At 45.3% G+C, this 22,837-nt stretch carries 20 protein-coding genes; 8 read left to right on the top strand and 12 right to left on the bottom strand.

All coding sequences use genetic code 11. The features are described 5' to 3' along the window. The first annotated feature begins 125 nt into the window (after positions 1–125). Positions 126–2,693 carry a glycerol-3-phosphate 1-O-acyltransferase PlsB gene (gene plsB, locus ACP7AK_RS08040; protein WP_425879473.1) on the top strand — a complete coding sequence of 856 codons (2,568 nt, stop codon included), beginning with the start codon at positions 126–128 and terminating at the stop codon, positions 2,691–2,693. Between the two features lie 239 nt (positions 2,694–2,932). On the opposite strand, the gene ACP7AK_RS08035 is transcribed toward plsB, so the two are convergent. Next, positions 2,933–3,748 (bottom strand): NAD-dependent epimerase/dehydratase family protein, encoded by an 816-nt coding sequence (locus ACP7AK_RS08035; protein ID WP_425879471.1) that lies wholly within the window; start codon positions 3,746–3,748, stop codon positions 2,933–2,935. Positions 3,749–3,781: 33 nt separating this feature from the next. Between ACP7AK_RS08035 and recG the strand changes: the two genes are divergently transcribed. Both recG and ACP7AK_RS08025 read left to right on the top strand, forming a co-directional pair. Continuing rightward, the gene (gene recG, locus ACP7AK_RS08030) at positions 3,782–5,827 is read left to right on the top strand and encodes an ATP-dependent DNA helicase RecG (RefSeq protein WP_253112368.1); all 2,046 of its coding nucleotides are present in this window, start codon (positions 3,782–3,784) and stop codon (positions 5,825–5,827) included. Beyond that, positions 5,814–6,449 (top strand): ComF family protein, encoded by a 636-nt coding sequence (locus ACP7AK_RS08025; RefSeq protein WP_005263771.1) that lies wholly within the window; start codon positions 5,814–5,816, stop codon positions 6,447–6,449. Before recG ends, ACP7AK_RS08025 begins: the two co-directional genes overlap by 14 nt. 4 nt (positions 6,450–6,453) lie before the next feature. Here ACP7AK_RS08025 and ACP7AK_RS08020 read toward each other — a convergent pair whose 3' ends face one another. Both ACP7AK_RS08020 and ACP7AK_RS08015 read right to left on the bottom strand, forming a co-directional pair. Beyond that, positions 6,454–6,855 carry an NUDIX hydrolase gene (locus ACP7AK_RS08020; protein ID WP_004732301.1) on the bottom strand — a complete coding sequence of 134 codons (402 nt, stop codon included), beginning with the start codon at positions 6,853–6,855 and terminating at the stop codon, positions 6,454–6,456. 30 nt (positions 6,856–6,885) lie between these two features. Continuing rightward, positions 6,886–7,476: a TIGR00730 family Rossman fold protein gene (locus tag ACP7AK_RS08015; RefSeq protein WP_004732303.1), complete on the bottom strand. Its 591-nt coding sequence runs from the start codon at positions 7,474–7,476 to the stop codon at positions 6,886–6,888. A gap of 152 nt (positions 7,477–7,628) precedes the next feature. Here ACP7AK_RS08015 and ACP7AK_RS08010 point away from each other — a divergent pair, with 152 nt between their 5' ends. Next, positions 7,629–8,642: a CorA family divalent cation transporter gene (locus tag ACP7AK_RS08010; RefSeq protein ID WP_004732304.1), complete on the top strand. Its 1,014-nt coding sequence runs from the start codon at positions 7,629–7,631 to the stop codon at positions 8,640–8,642. A gap of 252 nt (positions 8,643–8,894) precedes the next feature. Here ACP7AK_RS08010 and ACP7AK_RS08005 read toward each other — a convergent pair whose 3' ends face one another. The 8 genes from ACP7AK_RS08005 to dxs form a co-directional block, all read right to left on the bottom strand. Continuing rightward, complete coding sequence (locus tag ACP7AK_RS08005) at positions 8,895–9,185, bottom strand: STAS domain-containing protein (RefSeq protein ID WP_004281528.1); 291 nt, start codon at positions 9,183–9,185, stop codon at positions 8,895–8,897. A gap of 15 nt (positions 9,186–9,200) precedes the next feature. Next, entirely contained in the window at positions 9,201–9,839 is a 639-nt protein-coding gene (locus ACP7AK_RS08000) for an MlaC/ttg2D family ABC transporter substrate-binding protein (protein ID WP_004281529.1), read from the bottom strand. An 18-nt stretch (positions 9,840–9,857) separates the two neighbouring features. Next, positions 9,858–10,535, bottom strand: coding sequence for an outer membrane lipid asymmetry maintenance protein MlaD (locus tag ACP7AK_RS07995; RefSeq protein ID WP_195725547.1), 678 nt, complete (start codon positions 10,533–10,535; stop codon positions 9,858–9,860). Further along, on the bottom strand, positions 10,535–11,314 hold the full coding sequence (gene mlaE / locus ACP7AK_RS07990; protein ID WP_005108586.1) for a lipid asymmetry maintenance ABC transporter permease subunit MlaE: 780 nt from the start codon (positions 11,312–11,314) through the stop codon (positions 10,535–10,537). The genes ACP7AK_RS07995 and mlaE overlap by 1 nt, the downstream gene beginning before the upstream one ends. Further along, positions 11,311–12,129, bottom strand: coding sequence for an ABC transporter ATP-binding protein (locus ACP7AK_RS07985; protein ID WP_191111855.1), 819 nt, complete (start codon positions 12,127–12,129; stop codon positions 11,311–11,313). Before ACP7AK_RS07985 ends, mlaE begins: the two co-directional genes overlap by 4 nt. 405 nt (positions 12,130–12,534) lie before the next feature. Further along, a complete protein-coding gene (locus ACP7AK_RS07980; RefSeq protein ID WP_004281533.1) occupies positions 12,535–14,409 on the bottom strand; it encodes a DEAD/DEAH box helicase in 1,875 nt (624 codons plus the stop codon). Positions 14,410–14,961: 552 nt separating this feature from the next. Beyond that, positions 14,962–15,792 (bottom strand): inositol monophosphatase family protein, encoded by an 831-nt coding sequence (locus ACP7AK_RS07975; RefSeq protein ID WP_004281534.1) that lies wholly within the window; start codon positions 15,790–15,792, stop codon positions 14,962–14,964. A 114-nt stretch (positions 15,793–15,906) separates the two neighbouring features. Then, positions 15,907–17,817, bottom strand: coding sequence for a 1-deoxy-D-xylulose-5-phosphate synthase (gene dxs / locus ACP7AK_RS07970; protein WP_425879464.1), 1,911 nt, complete (start codon positions 17,815–17,817; stop codon positions 15,907–15,909). A gap of 308 nt (positions 17,818–18,125) precedes the next feature. Between dxs and ribA the strand changes: the two genes are divergently transcribed. Then, positions 18,126–18,728 carry a GTP cyclohydrolase II gene (gene ribA / locus ACP7AK_RS07965; RefSeq protein ID WP_425879540.1) on the top strand — a complete coding sequence of 201 codons (603 nt, stop codon included), beginning with the start codon at positions 18,126–18,128 and terminating at the stop codon, positions 18,726–18,728. Positions 18,729–18,866: 138 nt separating this feature from the next. On the opposite strand, the gene hemN is transcribed toward ribA, so the two are convergent. Beyond that, positions 18,867–20,240 carry an oxygen-independent coproporphyrinogen III oxidase gene (gene hemN / locus ACP7AK_RS07960; RefSeq protein ID WP_425879462.1) on the bottom strand — a complete coding sequence of 458 codons (1,374 nt, stop codon included), beginning with the start codon at positions 20,238–20,240 and terminating at the stop codon, positions 18,867–18,869. Positions 20,241–20,478: 238 nt separating this feature from the next. Here hemN and hemF point away from each other — a divergent pair, with 238 nt between their 5' ends. The 3 genes from hemF to aroE all read left to right on the top strand — a co-directional run bounded on the left by hemF (position 20,479) and on the right by aroE (position 22,664). Further along, on the top strand, positions 20,479–21,435 hold the full coding sequence (gene hemF / locus ACP7AK_RS07955; protein WP_425879460.1) for an oxygen-dependent coproporphyrinogen oxidase: 957 nt from the start codon (positions 20,479–20,481) through the stop codon (positions 21,433–21,435). Positions 21,436–21,569: 134 nt separating this feature from the next. Next, positions 21,570–21,776, top strand: a complete 207-nt coding sequence (locus ACP7AK_RS07950) for a hypothetical protein (protein WP_004281539.1) — start codon at positions 21,570–21,572, stop codon at positions 21,774–21,776. Between the two features lie 99 nt (positions 21,777–21,875). After that, on the top strand, positions 21,876–22,664 hold the full coding sequence (gene aroE / locus ACP7AK_RS07945; RefSeq protein WP_425879458.1) for a shikimate dehydrogenase: 789 nt from the start codon (positions 21,876–21,878) through the stop codon (positions 22,662–22,664). Positions 22,665–22,837 lie beyond the last annotated feature (173 nt).

Below are 22,837 nucleotides of genomic sequence, written 5' to 3'. Positions count from 1 at the left end.
CACGCTAAAATTGAAGCACTTCTGTTGAAGTTGTTAAAAAAAGATATATTGTTTCGCTTTAGAAACCCGCAAAATAAATTCCCTCAGAAGTCCTGTGGTTTTGGTCAGTAAAATTAGGAGCAGCTATGTCCAAGAATGGCTTTGGTCAAATGTATCGCAAGCTTTCAAGTAAGTTACTTGATCTTGTGGTTACCCCTCATGTTCTTGGGGAAGTACCAAGTGAAGTGACAGCGCCTGAATCTGATCAGACTGCAACAGACTCGCGAAAGCTGGTCTGCTACGTTTTACAGAACCATTCGCGCAGTAATGCACTGGTGGTCGATGCAGAAACGCGACGCTTAAAATTGCCGGCTGCACTTGATCCAATGCAACTGGGCAATAATAAGGAAAAAGCATCGGTACTGTTTTTACAGCATCATGATGAAAATAACCTGTTGAGTTCACCGCCACATGCGTTTCCACCGCGCCTGTTACGTCTGATTGAAATCCTGGAACAGCATCCTGAGCTGGATGTCGAACTGGTTCCGGTAACAGTACTTTGGGGACGTGAACCTGAGAAAGAAGATTCCTGGTTTAAGCTTTTATTTACCGATACCTGGTCTACACCAAGCCGGGTCAAGCAACTGGTCAATATCGGCCTGCATGGTCGCCAGTCTTATTTAGAGTTTCATGAACCGCAGTCTTTACGCACCTTGATTAACTTTGCCAAAGAGACGCATCCAAATTCAGCGCCGGCCACCTATATTGTCAGCACTTTAAATGATTACCTGGATGGTCAGCGCGAAGTCATTCTCGGGCCGGACCTGTCCGACCGCCGTAATGTCATGCATGGCCTGATCAAGTCACCAGATGTACAGGCGGCGATTCGCAATGACAGTATTCGTAGCAAAATCTCGATGCTGGAATCTGAACGTCGTGCCATCGGTTATCTGAACGAAATCGTTTCCGATTATTCTCACTCGACTGTACGCTTTGCCGACAAAGCCCTGACCCGCTTATGGACGCAACTGTATGACGGCGTGGAAGTGCATAACTTCAGTACCGTACGGGAACTGGCCAAGGATTACGAGATTGTCTATACCCCATGTCACCGTAGCCACATCGACTATTTATTATTGTCTTATGTGATCTATCGTCGTGGTCTGATGGTGCCTTATATCGCTGCGGGCGATAACCTGAATATGCCTTTTGTCGGTCAGATTTTACGTGGTGGCGGTGCCTTCTTTATTCGCCGTACTTTCCGCGGCAACGCGCTGTATACCACGGTGTTTAAAGAATATCTGTATAGCGTCCTGTCACGTAATACCCCGCTGGAATACTTTATTGAAGGCGGCCGTTCACGCACCGGTCGTTTGCTTCCGCCAAAAACCGGGATGCTGGCGATGACCGTGCATGGTCATTTACGTGGCAAATCTAAGCCGATCGTATTTTTGCCGACTTATATCGGCTATGAACGCCTGATGGAAGGTGGCACTTATGTCGGTGAAATGAGTGGCAAGCCGAAAGAAGCCGAGTCTATTTTCGGCATTTTGAAAACTCTGCGCAAGATTGAACGCATTTTCGGCAAGGTACACCTGAACTTCGGGAACCCGGTATTTCTGGATGACATTCTGAAACAGCATGGCGCAGAAAATATCAAAATCGAAAAGAATGACGATCCGATTCCACAAGCGGTTTCTGATGCAGTGAATAGCTCGGCACAAGCCATTCTGGAAAACATCAACAGTGCGGTCGTAATCAATCCAGTATCGCTATTATCTTTAATCTTGCTGGCTACGCCGAAACATACGCTGGATGAAGAGATCTGTATCAAACAGCTAGATACCTATCGCACCTTGCTGGCTGCCCTGCCTTATGATGAGCGCATGCAGGTGACGCCACTTTCTGGCAAGGAAATTATTGCCTATGCAATGAAGCTGAAACTGATCAAGCGAGTCAAGCATGTACTGGGCGATATCATTGCCATTGAAGACAATCAGGCCGTTCTGCTGACCTATTTCCGCAATAATATTGTGCACACTTTTGTGCTGCCCTCCCTGATAGCCGCCCTAGTTGAACATAACGGTACCATTCGCCGTCATGATGTCGTGAATATCAGTAGTACCCTGTATCCATTCCTCAAAGCCGAACTGTTCTTAAAATGGCATGAAGATGAAATTCAGGATCAAGTGAATGCGCATATTGACAGCTTAATTGCCTCGAAACTGATTACACAAGATGGTGAAAACCTGATTGCACCGGCACCGAATACGGAAGCGCATCATCAGCTTGAAATTCTGGCTGCGCCCGTAACTCAAAGTCTGGAACGTTATTACATGACTTTGGCACTGATTACCCAACGTGGTTCTGGCAATATCTCGACCCGTCAGGTCGAAGAGCTCAGTTACCTGGTTGGTCAACGCCTGTCTGTGCTATATGAGTTCAACTCACCTGAGTTCTTCGACAAAGCCCTATTCCAGAGCTTTATTAAAGTCTTAACCCAAAAAGGTTATCTGTGTACCAATGAAGACAATGCGATTGTCTTTGATGAGCAGCTAACCAATGTGGCTCAATATGCAGATTTGGTACTGGATGAAGTGAAGCTACAAATGCTGCACCACATCACCGACTTTACGGATGAAGAACTGAAAGAAGCCCTCGATGCGGTTGCAGCTGAACAAGCCAAGAAACGCGCGAAGCGGAAAAAGAAGTAAGTTTAAATTAAATAAAAAGAGAGGCTAAGGCCTCTCTTTTTATTTAAGAATTTATAAGAAGTGAAAATTGGAAAGCTAATGCCATTATTTAAATATGAGTATTCCCTCTCCTGAGCGAGTTTTAAAGCACGGCTTTTAAAACGAAGTGCAAGTGAGGATAGGGAGAGGTCTTTTAAATAAAATCCTCCCCTAACCCCTCCTTTGAAAAGGAGGGGGATTCCTCCCTTTAAAAAGGGAGGCTAGGAGGGATTATTTTTTCCCATCAACTCCAAATAATCCTCATAACAATCTGGATGCTCTAACTCAAATCCCATTTTCTGCATTCGAGTCGCATAAAGTTTCTTACCTGTCACCTGCTCACTTTCTACTTGCAACAAAGGAAGTCCCAGCTGCTGTTGGAACCATTGCAATATTTCATGCAATAATTTTGGCTGGTTATCGGTCACAATATAAGAAGATTCCGGATGTTCCACGTGAATCATATGTGACAAGAAACGTGATAAATCTTCAATATGAATCCGGTTGGACCAGTGCAGATTCGGATATCTCAACATCGAGGCGGCCATTTTTTGTAGGCGTTCTACCGATGCTCCATAAATCCCACTTGGACGAATGATGGTACATTTCTCAGGATAAGCAGTGAAATAAGCCTGCTCCATCTGCTGCAAGATTTTGCTCTGAGCATCATTCGGGTGAATTTCAGTTTCGTCATCTACGATTTCACCGGCATCTTGCCCATAGACCCGGGTGGATGACACCACCACAATCCGTTTCACCGGATGCTGTTTCAAGGCAGCCACAATAGGCTGAACAGAATCCAGATAGGTTTGCTGATAGCCTTCAACCGTACTTTGTTTTGGACTAAGTAATACATAGACCCAGTCAATCGGTGTAACTGCTGTTAAATCCAGTTGATGCACATCCTGAATCAGATGAGTTGCGAATGAATCTGTTTTGGGACTCTGGCTAATTGTGCTAATTTGATGACCTTGCTCAAATAGTTGTTTAGCCACACGTCGGGATGTTTTACCATAACCGGTAAATAAAATATGCATTGAGCACCGAATCACAAATCTGGTTGAGGGGACATGGCTGCAGTCCATCAGTTACAAGGCGTTGGCAATGCCGCCGCTGCATTACTCGAAAAACTAAATATCTTCAATACTGATGATTTGCTTTTTCATCTACCACGTGACTATGAAGACCGTAGCACGATCATTCCCATGAATCAATTGAGCGTGGGACGCAGTTATCTGCTGGAAGGGATCGTTAAAGGTGTAGATTTTCCACCCGGTAAACGCAAATCTATGGCTGTGCTGCTGGATGATGATTTTGGCAAGGTTACTTTACGTTTTTATCATATCTATAAAGGTATTACTGACCGCTGCAAACTGGGTAACCGTTTAAGAATTTTTGGTGAAGTGCGGGTCGGTGCGCGCGGTCTGGAAATGTATCATCCCGAACTGCAAGTCATTACTGAGGACACACCTTTACCTCAAACCCAGCTCACGGCAATTTATCCGGCGACTGAAGGTCTGACCCAGCCAAAAATACGGGATTATATTCAGCAGGCCTTGGCTCAGTATAGCGACCATCTGCCTGAATTGCTGCCAGCAAAATTTAGTAACGGTTATGCGCTGAAACAGGCACTGGAATATATCCATCATCCACCAGTCAACGCCAATATGCTGCAGCTGGCACAAGGCTCGCATCCTGCACAGCAACGCCTGATCTTTGAAGAGCTGGTGGCGCATCAGATCAGTTTATTGACACGTCGGGCCTTTATTCAGCAAGTCGAAGCGCCTTCATTTGCGCCCAGTAAAACCTATGCCAAACAGCTCTTAGCCAGTCTGGCTTTTGAAATGACCGGTGCGCAAAAACGTGTATCCAGAGAAATCGTGCAGGATTTAAAAAGCAATAAACCGATGTTGCGTCTGGTGCAAGGCGATGTCGGCGCGGGTAAAACCCTAGTGGCTGGTGTCGCAGCTTGCCATGCACTGGAAGAAGGCTGGCAAGTTGCATTGATGGCACCGACCGAGATTCTGGCCGAGCAGCATTATCTGAATTTTAAACGCTGGTTTGAGCCTTTGGGCTTAAATGTGGCCTGGCTTTCCGGCAAGCAAAAAGGTAAAGCCCGTGCCGCAGCGGAACAGGTGATTCGGGATGGCAGCGCCCATCTGGTGATCGGAACGCATGCCCTGTTTCAGGAAAATGTCGAGTTTGCCAAACTGGGTCTGGTGATTATTGATGAGCAGCATCGCTTTGGTGTGGATCAGCGCCTTGCTCTCAGAAATAAAGGGCTAGATGGTATGTCTCCGCATCAACTGGTGATGACTGCGACTCCGATTCCCCGCACACTGGCCATGTCTGCCTATGGTGATCTGGATACCTCGGTGATTGACGAGCTGCCGCCGGGCCGTACCCCGATTCAGACCGTGACCATTCCATTAGATCGACGCGAAGAAGTCTTGCAACGGATTGCCAGCAACTGTGCTGAAGGTAAGCAGGCATATTGGGTGTGTACACTGGTAGAACAGTCCGAAACCCTGGATGCTCAGGCCGCAGAAGCGACCTTTGCCGAAATTCGCGAGCGCTTTCCTGCGCTGAATATCGGACTGGTACATGGCAAGATGAAAGCCGATGAAAAACAGGCGGTAATGCAGCAATTTAAAAATAATGAATTACAGCTCCTGATTGCCACCACCGTGATCGAAGTCGGCGTCGATGTACCCAATGCCTCCATTATGGTGATTGAAAATGCCGAGCGTCTGGGTCTATCTCAATTGCATCAGCTACGTGGCCGGGTCGGTCGTGGCGCCAAAGCCAGCTTCTGTGCCCTGCTGTATAAGCATCCACTTTCGCAAAATGGTCAGGAACGTTTAAGAATCATGCGCGAAACCAATGATGGTTTTATGATTGCCGAGAAAGATCTGGAGTTACGTGGCCCGGGTGAGCTGCTCGGGACCAAACAGACCGGGGACATGAATTTCCGTGTGGCCAAACTTGAACGTGATGATCACCTGCTCAATCAGGCACATTATGTGGCTCAGCAGATGCTCAAGGATTATCCCGATCAGGCCGAAGCATTATTGCAACGCTGGCTACCGGAAGCACCGCGCTATGCCTATGTTTAAATTACTGCAACATGGAAAATCCTGGCTGACCCGCTTACAGCCCTGCCAGCTCTGTCTGACCGATCATCAGTCCATTCATTCAGTCTGTGAAGATTGCTGGCGACAATTACCCTGGGCACATCAAACCATTCAACGGCAGGAAATGCAGTTCCAGATTGCCTGCGACTATGCTTACCCGATGGACCGGCTGATTCAACTGTTTAAATATGAACAGAAGCTGCATTTGCAAAATTTACTGGCAGGTGTGCTGTTAAGTTTAGACCTACCTAAAGTCAGTGCGATAATACCGATGCCGATCTCGAATGAGCGTCTGGCTGAGCGCGGTTATAATCAATCTCTAGTGCTGGCCAAACATGTGGCAAAACAGTTGAATGTACCCATCTGGCAACCTGTTCGACGAATGAAACAACACTCGCAAAAGGGCCTAAGCCGGCTGGAGCGGATTGAAGACATCCAATCACAATTCCAGATCAGTACCATTTCCAAGCTGCGTTACCGTCGGGTGCTGATTATTGATGATGTGGTGACGACCGGCAGCTCGATTCGAGCACTGAGCCAAACACTTGAACAACTGGGCTGTCAAAAAGTTTATGCAGCCTGTCTGGCAGGTGCTCAAATCTGAAAATTTAAGCTTGGGCGAGTAACTGCGACTTCACCCAAGGAATCACAATTTCAGTGGTCAAGGGTGCGAGTCGTAGCTCTTTTTCATCCAGATCGACCCATTTCATTTCGGCAATTTCCGCTTCAATTTTTGGTGCTTGATCCAGACTTACCCAATAGACATAACTCACCAGTTGATGATCTGGTTCATTCGCCGTCTGGGTTTCAAAACGCCCAATGAATTGCTGAATCTGTGCCTGTGTGCCAATTTCTTCCTGAATTTCACGCAACATCGTTGCTTCTGGTGCTTCATTTGGCTCCAGCTTGCCACCAACCTGCATAAAGCAGGACGTCCCTTTTTTACGAACCACCAGCAGTTGCTGCGCTTCATTTAAAATAATGGCTGCAGCCACCGTAATCACTTTCATTTATTTTCTACAAATCATGCTGTGGACAGCTTATTTTACAAGATCGGTCTGATCGACCATACCCCATTTCGCTTCAGGCGGCTGATAACTTTCAAACTGGCGCAAAATATCATCCAGATTATCACTCACAATTAAAGCATCGCTAAAGCGCGCTTTGGTAAAACCTTTCTCAGTCGTCATATGGATAAATTTGAGTAAATCATCGTAAAAACCATCTACATTTAAAAAAGCACAAGGCTTTTTATGAATTCCCAACTGTGCCCAGGTCCATTGTTCAAAAATTTCTTCCAGGGTTCCAGCACCACCCGGAATGGCAATAAATCCCTGTGCCAGTTCCGACATGCGGGTTTTACGTTCATGCATATTATCGACCACAAATAGCTCGGTAATATGCGGATGCGCCAGCTCACGATTGACCAGCTGTCTTGGAATTACGCCAATCACCTTGCCACCAGCAGCCAAAGCACTATCAGCGATAATTCCCATCAAGCCAGAACGACCACCGCCATAGACCAGCGTCTGATGCCTTGCTGCCAAGGTTTGGCCAACCTTTTCGGCAATCTGGGCATAGAGAGGATCCGAGCCCAGTGCTGAACCACAAAAAATTGCAATAGAATTCATCATTTCACTCTCCAATTGACGCTATATTGTACGAAATCGCTGCAAGCGCGCTTTTTCCAAAAATAACTGCTTAATATCAGTGTTTTTATTCAATTCCTTGTCTAAAATACACCCATTCCAATTCACATACTGCGCCAGGGAGAAAAGACAGCATGCTTGAAGCCTTTTACGCCACAGAGCGCGGTAGCTTAGAAGATATCACGATTAATGGTGATTTCGACCTGCATCCAGATTTAGTATGGCTTGATCTGATTGCACCTTCACAAGAAGAGCAGCAATGGATTCTAGATGCCTATGCGCAAAACTTACCGACCTTAAAATCGCTGGAAGATATCTCCTCTAGTGCCCGATTTTACCGTGATGATGACGGTATTTTGCATATCAGCACCTATTTTTTAACCAAAAATAAAAACTATCAGGTCGAGAATGAAAACGAAGATGAATCCAGCATGCTGGCGACGGTACAAACCGTAGCATTCATTCTGCATAAGGACCGTCTTTTTACCTTGCGTGGCGAAAAGCTGGTGGCCTTTCGTGCCTTCCGTGCCCGTGCGCGCCGCAATGATTATGAAATCGATTATAAAGATCCGACCTGGATTTTATTGGGCCTGCTCGAAGCCAAACTGGATGAGCTGGCCGACATTCTGGAAGATGTACATAAAGATTTAGAGAAATATTCAACTGAAGTGTTGAATAACCGCCATCGCGAGCAGATTCTCGATCTGGATGACATGATTACCCGGCTAGCTCAACTGGAAGATATGCTTGGTAAAGCGCAGCTCTGTCTGATCGATTTACGTCGTGTTCTGACTTTCCTGTCTCGTCCACGCGCCTTGGGCAGTCATATTTATGATGCGGATATCCGAGAACTCAGTGAAGATGTGCGCTCGCTGGTGGAGCATGATGCCTTCCTGTTCCAGAAAGTGCGCTTCCTGCTCGATACCACGTCCGGATTCATTAACACGGAACAGAACGATACGATTCGTCGATTCTCGATCCTGCCAAGTATGCTTGCACCGCCGATGCTCATTGCCAGTATTTATGGCATGAATACCGAAGTTCTGCCTTTTGCACAAGGCTCCATGAGCTTCATTATGGTCAGTATTATTTTGATCGGCTTTTTGATCGGGCCATTGATTTACTTTAGATGGAAGAAGTGGATTTAATTTCTTCACCCTCTCTCTAACTCTCTCCCATAGGGAGAGAGGACTTCCAATATTTATTGAGATAGTAGTTTTTAAAAATATCATTTCTATCCATAAATTTAGAGAGGAAGTTCCCTCTCCTTTTAGGAGAGGGTTAGGGTGAGGTCATATTTTAATCCTTCCTAACGTCCTTTTGATAAAGGAAGGAATTTACTTTTAAAATGTATCAACAATAAAAAAAAGCACCTTTCGGTGCTTTTTTATTTTTTTTATTTACTGAATGATCTGTAAATCATCCTGTAAATGACAGGCCTGAATGATATTCATCATTTTAGCAGGGACAGCTTTAAACTGTAGTCCTTGCGCTTGAGGCGTCTGGCGCAACCAGCGCACCAATACTGCCAAAGCCAAAGTACTACCACTTTCAAGCCCAGCTAGATTAACCACAAGCGGAAACTTGCTCTGTGACTGAACCACACGCAGACCATTTAGGTAATAGTCCTGCGCATTGGCATAGTCAATCTTGCCTGAAACCTGCAATTCCTGATCCTTGAATACAATCACGGCTCACCTATCTGATTATTTCTTGTTCTTGTCGATTGCAGCTTCTGCATCCGGTTTGAAGTTAGCAATAGCTTTATCTATATTACCGCCATTACGTTTTACTGTCGCAGCAAACTGGTTACGGAATTGCAAACCTAGATCGATACCCGATACGTTGATGTTGCGGATTTTCCATTGTGAGCCTTTGTCCACCAGCTGAAACGCTACCGGAATTTTCTCGCCTTTATTATTAAAGTCGATGGTTACAACAGGGTTTTTGCTGTTGCTGGCCTTGTATGGACGCACGCTATAGGTCTGATTACTAAACTTGGAAAATGCAGAACCATAATTTTCAATGAGCGTTTCACGGAAATTCTTTTCAAACTGCGCGCGCTGTGCAGCAGTACTATACTGGTTCGTCGCATAAGTCCCCATCACAATACGCGTGAAAGACTGTGAATCAATGTATGGATCCAGATTCTGGCGGACAATCGCTTTTACCAGCGCCGGATTGTTCTGCAATTTTGCATTATCAGCTTTGAGGCGCTCAATCAAACCATCTGCCACTTTTTTAATAAAAGCAGGTGGTGCTTCAGACGGTGCAGCAAACACTGTACCAGCAACCATTGTGGAAAGAATGCTTGCTGCAAGCGTTTGTTTTACTAAAGTTTTCACTGAAATCTCCTCAATCTATTATTCAACAAATGCAGGTTCTGCATCAGTCGATTCTGAAACTGTCGCCTGTTCTGGGGTAGTTTCTTGACTATCCGACGATTTACCGGCACCGCCAGTAATGAACTTCGTCACTAAATCTTCAATTTCCATGGTGCCTTGGGTATTGGCAATCTGATCACCACGTTTCAAATAGTTCAGACCACCACCTGGAATAATTTTCAGGTATTTTTCACCCAATAACCCATTGGTCGCTACCATAATATAAGCATCCTCATCAATATTGGTGATGGATTTCATGTTAGCTAACAGTTGTTTTTCCATGTCTTTTTGTTGCGCAGGTGCAGCCGCAGTATAGTCCGAACTATAACGTAACTCTTCCAGTGCTTCCTGCTGAACCTGCTTTAACTGTTCAGCATTAAATGAGGTCAATGAGCCATCCAGGGTCATATGCACGGTTGCCAGACGCGTCACTGGATCCAGGGTAATGTCATCCACCTGCCCCACTTTCACACCACTCAATGCCACTTTGGCACGCGGCTTGATCCCATTTACATTTTCAAAAGTCGCTGTCATTTTATAGCTGTCGGAAATATTGTGTCCGACCAGGCCACTGACACGCATCGCCAGGAAAAATAAGGCAATACCAAACAAAATAACAAAAACACCAACGGCCAGCTCACTAGTACGTGATTTCATTAAACACCTCCGAACATGACCGCAGTCAACACAAAGTCAAAGCCTAAAACGCACAGCGAAGAATACACGACTGTACGCGTTGTAGAAGTTGCAATACCTTCTGATGTCGGGACACAGGCATAGCCCTGATACACCGCAATCCAGGTACAAATTAATGCGAATACAAAACTTTTAATAATGGTGCCGTTCAAGACATCTTTATAGAATTGCACACTGCTTTCCATGCCGCTCCAATAAGCGCCTTCATCGGCACCCAGAAAATCCACCCCGACCATTTTGCCGCCCATAATCCCGACTGCGGCAAAGATGACGGAAAGCATTGGCAAGCTAAAAATCCCTGCCCAAAGACGAGGCGAAATTACCCGTTTTAATGGATCGACGCCGATCATTTCCATACTGGACAATTGCTCAGTGGCTTTCATCAGACCAATTTCCGCAGTCAAGGCTGAACCGGCACGTCCTGCAAACAGCAAAGCAGCGACCACAGGTGCCAGTTCACGCAGCAAGGTCAGCGCGACTGCTGTTCCTAGCATCGACTCACTACCAAAGGTCGACAAGATGCTAAACATCTGCAAACCAAGCACAGACCCAATAAACAGGCCAGAAACCACAATAATCAGCAGGGACAATACCCCAACCCGATACATCTGATAAATAAACAGCTTTACGCCAAGCCAGGTCGGTATGGAAAATAAAATCTGCAACAGCATCAGGGTTGCGACCCCAATCCCCTGTACACGTTCAATAACGCGTCTACCTAATGCGGCAATTGCATTCATGAACGAACCTCATCACTTAAATAAGCTTGATGACTAAACTGATAATCCACCGGACCTTCTACCGAACCGGTCAGGAATTGCTGTACAAAAGCAGACGGATGCGCTTTCAGCTCTGCCGGAGTGCCCTCGCCCTGAATTTTGCCTTCTGCCACCACATAGATGTAGTCTGCAATCGATAAAGTTTCTGCAACATCATGCGAGACAACAATCGTGGTTAAGTCCAGTGCTTCACGTAATGAACGGATCAGACGAGTCAAAACGCCCATCACAATCGGATCTTGTCCGGCAAAGGGTTCATCGTACATGATCAGCTCAGGATCCAGCGCAATCGCACGGGCCAAAGCCACGCGTCGGTTCATACCACCGGATAGTTCAGATGGCATCATCTGTTCTGCACCACGTAAACCGACTGATTCCAGCTTCAGTGCCACGATTTCCTTAATCAGATGTTCCGGCAATTTGGTATGTGCCCGAATCGGAAATGCGACATTTTCATACACGCTCATATCGGTAAACAAAGCACCGCTCTGAAACAACATACCCATCCGTGCACGTGCTGAAAAAAGTTCGGAACGTGACATCGTGGCAATATCTTTGCCGTCCAATAAAACCTGACCGTGCTCAGGAACCAGTTGCCCACCAATCAGTCTTAATAAGGTGGTTTTACCAGTACCGGATGGTCCCATAATGGCCGTAATCTGCCCACGACGAATATTTAAACTCACGTCGTCATAAATCACGCGCTCACCCCGCTTGAAGCTTAGATTCTTGACTTCAATCAGAGATTGAGTATCTCGCGCTGTTTGATTTTTCATAGCTGAGTTTATTCCTGCATTTTTTCAGCATGCATACTATAAAGGAACGAAGTTCAAAATGTTAGCAGTTGAAAAAGATGGTTTAATATCATAAAAAAATGACAATAATGGATTGTTTCGTATTTTTTATAATAAAAATATGCACTTAAGATTTAGTCAGGTACATTGATTAATTAAAAAGACTGTATAAATAATAGATAATATTACACAAAATCAAAGTCAATGCGATATATGGCATATACACCTCTATCAATTGAGATCGAAGAGCTAAGCTTTTCATATTAATAATTATCATAACCCTGACAAAATATGATTTAGTAGACATTTTACGTTAAAAAGCAAAAAACTCAATGCATAAAAAAACCGGTATTTCTACCGGTTTTTTATCTTCATCTAGCGACTGAATTAGTCGTTAAATTTACGACGTGGACGATCTTCACCACCGAACGAACGTTCACCACGTGGCTTGTCATCAAAGTTGCGACGTACTGGACGATCACCGAAATCACGCTTTGGACGGTCATCACCGAATGAACGCGCTGGACGATCACCGAAACCGCCTTCACGACGTGGAGCAGGACGATCACCAAAATCACGTTTTGGACGATCACCATAACCGCCTTCACGAGCTGGTTTATAATCTACACGGTTGCCACGGTTGTCATCATTAGAACGAGGACGGTCACCAAAACCACCTTCACGACGTGGAGCTGGACGATCACCGAAGTCACGCTTTGGACGGTCATCAAACGAACGTTGTGGACGATCACCGAAACCGCCTTCACGACGTGGAGCTGGACGATCACCGAAGTCACGCTTTGGACGGTCATCAAACGAACGTTGTGGACGATCACCGAAACCGCCTTCACGACGTGGAGCTGGACGATCACCAAAGTCACGACGTGGACGATCTTCGCCAAATGCCGGACGTTCGCCACGAGGTTTGTCATCGAAGCTACGACGTGGACGATCATCACCGCCTTCACGACGTTTGAAGTTGCTTTCGCCTTCAAAACGACGACCGCCACCGAAACCACCACGACCGCCATCACGACGACCACCATCACGGCCACGACCGCGACCAGCGCCATCACGGCTACCACGTGCAGGAGGTGGAGATGGCTCAAGACCTTCAATTTCAGATACGTTTAGACGCGCATCAAGGAAGTCTTCTAAAGCACGGATTTTACCGCGTTCACGGTAAGTCGCCAAAGTAATGGCTTTACCAGTACGACCCGCACGACCTGTACGACCGATACGGTGTACATAGTCTTCATTCTTCATTGGAAGACCGAAGTTGATGACGTGTGAAATAGTTGGTACGTCAAGACCACGCGCTGCAACGTCAGTTGCAACCAAGATCTTCGCACGACCTTCACGGATGCTGCGTAAACGACGGTTACGAACAGTTTGTGGCATAGCACCGTGAAGCGCTACAACTGATAGACCTGCTTCAGCAAGTTCTTCAGCCAACATATCTGTGTCTTCTTGAGTTGACGCAAATACAACTGCTTGATCAACGTCTTCTTCGTTCAACCAGTGAGTAAGAAGTTTTTTCTTGTGCTCGAAACCGTCAGTCCAATGCAAAGTCTGAGTAATATCAGTATTTGTAGAGTGACCAGTTTCGATCGAAATACGCATTGGATCATTCATCATGCGTTCTGCAAGTGTAATGATACGTGGTGCAAAAGTCGCAGAGAACATAAGAGTTTGTTTGCGGTTTGCAGCCAACTCACCAATTGCTTCTAAGTCTTCAGAGAAGCCCAGGTCAAGCATACGGTCAGCTTCATCGACGATTAACGCGTCAACTTTATCCAATTTGATTTGACGACGATTCACCAAGTCAAGTAGACGACCTGGAGTTGCAACAACAACTTGCGCGCCTTTCAACTGTTGAATTTGTTTACCAAAAGGCATACCGCCCATGATTGCTGCAATACGAACACCTTTCATGTGACGTACAAATGCGATTGCGTCTTGACATACCTGTTGTGCCAATTCACGAGTCGGTGAAATCACCAAAATATTCGGTTGAGTAACCGCTTTCATACGGTCTTTAAACGGTACTAATGTATCTTGGTTTGCCAACGCATTTAACGTAGGCAGTAAGAATGCAGCAGTTTTACCAGAACCTGTTTGGCTTGACACAAGAAGGTCTTTGCCTTCAAGCGCAGCTGGAATCGCTTGTTCTTGTACAGGAGTAGGAGTAGTAAAGCCTAAAGCGTCGAGAGCCTGTGTTAGAGATTCGTCGAGGGAAAAATCAGCAAAAGTTTTGCTCATAGAGAGTATTCACCCTGAAGTGGGTGCTCCATTTAATAAATAACAATTATGGACATCGGCAAAAAGCGGCACAGCAAATAATGCTGAAAATATTAGGATTCAGCAGCGATCCGAGTAACGACGATGTGGATATAACGCACGCATGATTACGGCCGCAAACCTGAAGGAATCGCTTAAGCGATTGGGGCGCGAAGGATATGTCCTCTCTATGGACAGCACGCGCATACAATGATTAGAAGATAGTGTTCAGGTAAAGAACAGAAATTAAGTGCGTGGCAGAATTATAGCAGAATATTTCACAATGTCATTAAGTTTTAAAACTAATTTTCCTTATTCACAATTTATCTATATATTTCTAATACTTAAAATATAATAAAAAATGTAACAGATGGTATAAAAAGTCACTTTTCGCCAATTCACCTGATATTTCCAGTATTCAAGCAAACATCAATACCCCTATACCAGTCTCTCGCGACTTAAATTTCCGTGCATAAAAAAGGCATCCCGAAGGACGCCTTTTCTCAATATTAGATCTGATTCATCTAAACCCGATTATTTTGCTGCTTCGCCCCAAGCAGGAACAACTGCTTGCATTAAAGGCTTAAGCATTTTCATTGAACAAGCCAAAACTTGACCATTTTCCATAGAGTCGCTACCACCACGTGCATCAACTACAGTACCGCCTGCTTCTTTTACGATCAATTCGCCAGCTGCGATATCCCAAGGCTTTAAACCAAGTTCGAAATAACCATCGAAACGACCTGCAGCAACATAGGCTAAATCCAATGCTGCAGAACCTGAACGACGATATTGCGCGCCAGCTTCAGTTACATTTAACAGGGTTTGAAAATGGTTCTTGGCATAAGACACAACTTCGCCATTACGCTTGGCACGATAAGCGTGACCAACAGCCATAAAAGTATTTTCCAGGCTGTCTTTAACATTCACACGAATACGGCGCTGGTTCATCATGGCACCACGACCACGACTGGCAGAGAATAGCTCATCTTTCACCGGGTCATAAATCACCCCGTGTTGAGTAATGCCTTTGTGCTGAACTGCGATAGAGATACAGAAATGCGGGAAACCGTTAATGAAGTTTAAAGTACCATCTAGCGGATCGATCACCCAACACCAATCGGCGTCATGACCTTTACCTTCCTGATAGCCAAACTCTTCACCAAGGAAACTGTGATTTTTATAGCTTTTACGTAGGGTATCGATGGTCAACTGTTCCAAATAACGATCTACACGCGTTACCGGACCATCAATTCCTTTTTCTTCGACTTGTAGATCGAGTTTATGACGATTCTGATGCGCTTTTAAAAGCTCTTGACCAACTAACTGAGCCGCACGCGCAGCCATCACCACCATAGGTTCCATTGAACACCCACTACAAATTTGAAGACACTGATAAAGAATAATGCATAAAAGCCCCGATATCTTAGCAAATATCGGGGCTTTTTTGGGAAAAATGTGTCTAAAATTTTTAAGAACTTATGACAAGATGCTTTGCCCCAGGCTGGACCAAGCCTGATTGATCGATTTTTCAATGCCTTGCGTATCCAGACCCGCTTGCTGCAACATCTGTGCATGGGTCGCTTGCGCCATAAACGTATCATCCAGACCCAGATTCAACATCGGTTTGACAATCTGTGCTTCTGCCAGATATTCATTCACGGCACTACCTGCACCGCCCATCACTGCATGTTCTTCCACCGTGACAAACAGACTGGTGCTTAAAGCGAGATCATCGAGCATTTGAGTATCCAGTGGTTTGACAAAACGCATGTTAACCACACGCACGCCAATCTCATGTTTCACGGCAAATGCTTCAGCAGCGTCGACTGCAGCCTGTACCCGGCTACCAAATGCCAGTATAGAAATATATTCATCATACTGCCCATTAAAGCTGGCCACAATTTCCGCCTGACCGATCGGAATCTCGATCATCTTTTGCTGGATATCGACGCCCAGTCCATTGCCACGCGGATAACGTACCGCTGCCGGCCCTGGATACAAATACGCTGTATGCAGCATTTGACGGCATTCATTTTCGTCTTTCGGCGCCATGATCACGATATTCGGGATAGTACGCATATAGGCATAGTCATAAGCACCGGCATGCGTCGGGCCATCTTCACCAACCAGACCGGCACGATCAATACCGAAAGTAACATCCAGATTCTGCAAAGCCACGTCATGTACCAGTTGATCATAACCGCGTTGCAGGAAAGTCGAGTAAATTGCAACCACCGGCTTCAAGCCTTCACAAGCCATACCGGCAGCCAAGGTAACCGCATGCTGTTCGGCAATCGCGACATCAAAGAAACGTTCTGGATATTCTTTGGCAAATTTGACCATGCCTGAGCCTTCGCACATCGCAGGTGTGATTGCGAGCAAACGGGCATCTTGTGCCGCTTCATCGCAAAGCCATTGTCCAAATACATCCGAATATTTCGGTGCAGTATTGCTGGCGGCAACGGCGTTGATTTTGCTAATCGCGTGATATTTGATTTGATCGGATTCTGCCGGAGCAAAGCCTTTGCCTTTTTTAGTATAGATATGAATCAGGCGTGGGCCTTTACGCTTTTTCAGCGCATTAAAGACATGCACCAGCTGTTTGACATCATGACCATCGTACGGGCCAAAATAGTCAAAGCCAATGGCTTGGAATAAGTTATCTGCAGCATCGGTCGCTGCACTGTGCAAACGCGAGTTATACAACCATTCTGGATGTGGCTGTACATATGCCTCACCCTGCTCGGTAACATTAACGAACTCACCGCGCTCCCAAATGGCAGCCAGATGTTTGGCAAAACCACCGGTACTGCAAGAAATCGACATATCATTGTCGTTCAGCACCACCATCAGATCAGCACTGTGTGCCACGGCATCATTCAAGGCTTCAAAAGCCATACCTGCCGTCATGGCGCCATCGCCAATAATTGACACAACTTCACACGGATTATTCTGATAACGACGTGCAAGCGCCATACCTAGGCCAGCAGAAATTGCCGTCGAAGAATGCCCTACCCCAAAAGTATCAAACTCAGATTCTTCACGAGCCGGGAACGCTGCCAGACCGTCTTTGGCACGAATGGTGGTGAGCTGTTCACGACGACCAGTCAACACTTTATGCGGATAGGCCTGATGACCTACATCCCAGATCAGGCGATCATGTGGCGTATTAAAGCAATAGTGTAAGGCCACGGTGAGCTCAATTACACCGAGGTTGGCACCAAAATGTCCGCCACTTTGCCCGGCAGCATACAAAATGAATTGACGTAACTCATCCGCCACTTGTTCCAGCTGGCTTTGCTCGAGTGCACGCAGTTGCTCAGGATGATTGATCGCATCAAGCAACGGTGTTACAGGGCGTTGAGTTGGGATTTCTGTATACAGCATATTATGGCAAAGCCTTCTAAAGCCTGGCAAATCTAAAGCTAGGTCAATGGGGAGTACCCGATCATATAGCTGAATTGTAGCAGCTTCAATTCAGCTACGCTTCTAGCGATGCAATATTAAACAATGATCTCGTCGGGGTGAAAAATTGCAGCCTACGATTATCCTGAATAATCTTACTATTTATCAACTATTATCGTTCGCTTTCTACAAAAAAGAAAATCTATTGCAGAATTTCGACTTTGCAATTCTACCAATGTTCAAGCATTACGCTATACTTTAGCCAATTTCAGGATTTAACGGGTTCAGCTGTGCCAATCGAATTTGTCGCAACGTCAAGATTACCTACCGCTCACGGTGAATTTAAAATTACTGTATTTCAAGACCCTAAGACCGGTGAAGAACATGTCGCACTTTCCAAAGGACTTGAAGAAGTATCAGATGAGCCTGTAGTGGTGCGTGTGCATTCTGAATGTTTAACCGGTGATGCCTTTGCTTCACTCAAATGCGACTGTGGCCCGCAATTGCAAGCGACTTTAAAACTGATCAATGAATTGGGCCGCGGGGTCATTCTGTATTTGCGTCAGGAAGGTCGTGGCATTGGCCTGACCAATAAAATTCGCGCTTATGCCCTGCAAGATCAGGGACATGACACGGTCGATGCCAATCTCATGCTGAACTTGCCAGCAGATGCACGCCAATATGATATGTGCAGCATTATGCTGGATCATTTACAGGTCAAAGCAGTACGTCTTGTGACCAACAATCCTTCCAAAATCGAGGCTTTAAAAGCCCAAGGGATTAATGTGGTCGATCGTGTGCCTTTGACTGTAGGCTTAAATCCTTTTAATGAACAATATCTTAAGACCAAGCACGAACGCATGGCACATCTTTATCAGAAAGAAGATTTTTAATATTTTTAACCCCCGTCCCACCTTATTTTAACTTAATCCCTCCAAACCTCCCTTTCTTGCGCTTCGACTTAAAGCCATACTTAAGTCTTGCTCAGGGAGGCTTTCCCTCTTTTTCTTAAAAATGGAGTTAGGGGAAGATTAAATCGTCATGGAAAAAATCCGGTTCTCAGGCATCCGTCGTTTTAAACGTAAATCAAAAGCCATACAAATATTGCGTACAAATGGTTTCCCTTTCTCCAGAATCGTGACTGACGAGTCTGAAAATTGAATCAAACCATCCTGTGCCATTTCCTCAAGCTGTTCCAAAACCTCATCAATTTCAGGGAAAAGCATCTCGGAATTTTCCCATGAGGTGCTAAAGCTGCACATCAAATTTAGAATATGTTGCCGGATGATCAAATCTTCCTGATTTAAGACATGTCCTTTAAATACCGGAATTTCATTGCGCGCCAGGCATTCATAATATTCTTCAATGGTTTTCACATTCTGGGCAAAGCTGTACCAGCTATCGCTGATCGAAGAAATCCCGAGTCCAATCATCACCTGGGTTTTAGAGGCGGTATATCCCATAAAATTGCGGTGCAATGTTCCAGCTTGAAAGGACTGGTACATCGCATCTTTTTCTAAAGCAAAGTGATCCATGCCAATTTCATGATAACCATGCGCGAGTAACTTCTTTTTACCTTCTTCATAGCATTCCCGTTTGATCGCATCTTTGGGCACATCGGCATCTTTAAAACCGCGCTGACCATTACCTTTAATCCAGGGCACATGTGCATAGCTATATAAAGCCAGACGGTCCGGCAAGAGCGAATTGGTTTGTTCAATAGTATTTAAAACATCATCCAGACTCTGAAATGGCAGACCAAAGACCAGATCATGGGAAATTGACTCATAGCCAATTTCACGTGCCCATTCGGTCACCTGTTTAACATTTTCATAAGGCTGAATCCGGTGAATCGCCTTTTGCACGGTTTCATTATAATCCTGCACCCCATAACTGACCCGACGAAAACCCAGATCATACAATCCTTGCAAATGCTCACGTGTGGTATTGTTAGGATGGCCTTCAAAACTGAATTCATGTACAGGCGCTATGTCAGCTTTGGCCAGAATGCCTTGAATCAGTTGAGCGAGATGCGCCATTGAAAAAAAGGTCGGCGTCCCCCCGCCCAAATGAATCTCTTTAATGATGGGCTTTTCTTGTAATAGCTCACAATATAAATCCCATTCTTTTAATACCGCCTGAATATAAGGCTGTTCCATTTCATGTTTTTTTGTGACTCTCTTATGGCAACCACAAAAGGTACACAGGCTTTCGCAAAATGGTAAATGGATATACAGACTAATGCCTTCGTTTTGATTGGATTCTGCAAAAGACTTTTTTAGCGTTTGCTTCCATTGTTCCAGTGAGAAATTCTGCTCTTCCCAATATGGAACAGTGGGATAACTGGTATAGCGTGGCCCGGGAACATTGTATTTTTGAATCAGGGAATTGACCTGTACCGACATGAGACCCACCTATTACCGTCGAGAAATGCTCAAGCCAATGAGCGCTTGTGAGTTATTGTGCTAAGCTTGAAAAAAGAATTCAACCTAGCCATTTAGTCGGATTTAATGATGCATTCTGCTTATGAATAGTGGAATGTAATGTCTGGGTTGATGAATTGCATCACCAAATTAGACCTTAATCTTTGACTGATTTTATGCTTTGATGTCGTTAGTTTTTTATTTCCCTACGAGGGCTCTGATGCAGCATCCTACATCTACGGATATTCAACACGTTCGTGAATTTCTCCTCGACTTGCAGGCACGGATTTGTGCAGCATTAGAACAGCAGGAACGTGCTGGCGGCGGTACGGCCGAATTTATCATCGATGACTGGGAGCGTCCAGAAGGTGGTGGTGGCCGTTCACGTGTTTTGCAAAATGGTACGGTGATTGAAAAAGGTGGGGTAATGTTCTCTCACATCAACATTTCCAAGCTACCTGCTTCTGCGACCGAACGCCATCCCAATATTGCCGGTGCCAAAGCGCAAGCGATGGGGGTATCACTGGTCATCCATCCAAAAAACCCGAATATACCGACTTCGCATGCCAACGTGCGTTTATTTGTGGCAGAAAAAGAAGGCCAAGATCCGATCTGGTGGTTTGGTGGTGGTTTTGACCTGACCCCATTTTATCCGAATGATGAAGATGTATTGTCCTGGCATCAAACGGCGCATGATCTGTGTGTGCCATTTGGCGAAGAAGTTTATTCTGAACATAAACAATGGTGTGATAATTATTTTTATCTAAAACATCGTGATGAACAGCGAGGCGTTGGCGGCTTGTTTTTTGACGACCTAAATCAATGGGATTTTGAAACCTGTTTCCAGTATATACAGGCTGTAGGCAATGGTTACTTAGAAGCCATTCTGCCGATTTTCCAACGCAATCAGGATAAGCCTTATACCGAAGCACAACGCGAGTTTCAGTTATACCGTCGCGGCCGTTATGTGGAATACAATCTGGTTTATGACCGCGGCACCCTGTTTGGCTTGCAGACTGGTGGCCGGATTGAATCGATTCTGGTCAGCCTGCCCCCGCTTACCGGATGGTCTTATCGTCCTGAATGGGATGAAGGCTCACCGGAAAAACGTTTAACAGATTACTACCTGAAACCACATGACTGGTTAACAGAATTAAAATTCAATGCAATGAAATGATACAAACAGCCCTCAAATAGAGGGCTGTTTTAATAGATATATCCTCTATACTGCTGCATAGAAATACCTGATTTGATCGCGGCACCCTATCGCTACATCGATCATATTCCATTTGATGTCTAGTGAGAATAACAATGCATAATCTTCAATTAAATCTACCTGTGTTGGCCTTTTGGCTTTTTCTGGCTCTCGCCATCAGCGCGATGAGTACTGCAATTTTGAGTCATAATCTGATTCTGGATGGTGCCGCTATTCTGGTGAGTATCCTGACTGGGTTTGGGGTTGTTCTCAGTATGGCGCTGATGTTTGCGGAACATATTATGGATATTTGTAGTTCCTAAAAACCTGATAACTTAGCAGCAATTTAAAATCGCGCAAGCTTTAGTCCCTGCGCTTTTTCACGTATATTGATGGCCATTTCCGCACATGGACATTGTGAAATGAGCAAACAATTTGCCGTGATTGGTAACCCGATTGAACAATCACGTTCTCCAGAATTGCACCACGCCTTTGCAGCCAAAACTGGTGTCGACCTGAATTATAGTAAACGTCTGGCGCCACTGGATGGTTTCAAAGCCGATATTCAGGAATTCTTTGGCCAGGGTGGTAGCGGCATGAATGTCACCGTACCCTTTAAAGAACAGGCTTTTACCCAATGTCAGGTGCTAAGTGAACGGGCCAAAATTGCCAAAGCAGTGAATACTTTATGGATGGAAAATGGTGTCCTGCATGGCGACAATACCGATGGTCAGGGACTGGTTGAAGCAATTCGAGCACTAGATTGGCCACTGGAAAATACAGATATTTTAATTATTGGTGCAGGCGGTGCCACGCGTGGTGTAATTTATCCCCTAGCCCAGGCAGGTGCGAAAAAAATCGTGATCGCCAATCGTACCTTGGCACGGGCGGAACAACTGGTCGCTGATCTTCAGAATGCCGTACCGCAAGTCGAATTACAGGCGATTTCACTAGACACTTTAGCCGGTGAATTTGATTTGATGATTAATGCCACTTCTGCCAGTCTCAGCGGTGATGCCCTGGTTTTACCGGAAACGCTACAGTTTAAACGGGCCTATGAAATGGCCTATGGCAAACCTTCTTCCTTTCTGGATCAAGCCAAGGCACGCGGTGTACCGACATCTGAAGGTTTTGGCATGCTGGTCGGTCAAGCAATTGAATCTTTTTACATCTGGAATGGTATCAAACCGGATTTAAAAGAGTTTCTTTAAAACCCCTATCTCTCTAATGAGTTCAGTTCGGGTTGCAACTGCAACCCTTTACTTCCCTCCTACTACTTTTTATAAGCTGAAAAACCATGGATTGGTTTTAATGACATTTTAAAATGAGTTATTTTGCCACCTGAATCCGAGCACAATTCATACAAAAATATACTGGACAAATC

Source organism: Acinetobacter sp. TWP2-2-3 (assembly GCF_049896445.1).
In the GTDB taxonomy this organism is placed as follows: Bacteria; Pseudomonadota; Gammaproteobacteria; order Pseudomonadales; family Moraxellaceae; genus Acinetobacter.
The sequence above is the reverse complement of the archived record's forward strand: the minus strand, read 5'-3'. Positions and strand labels throughout refer to the sequence as shown.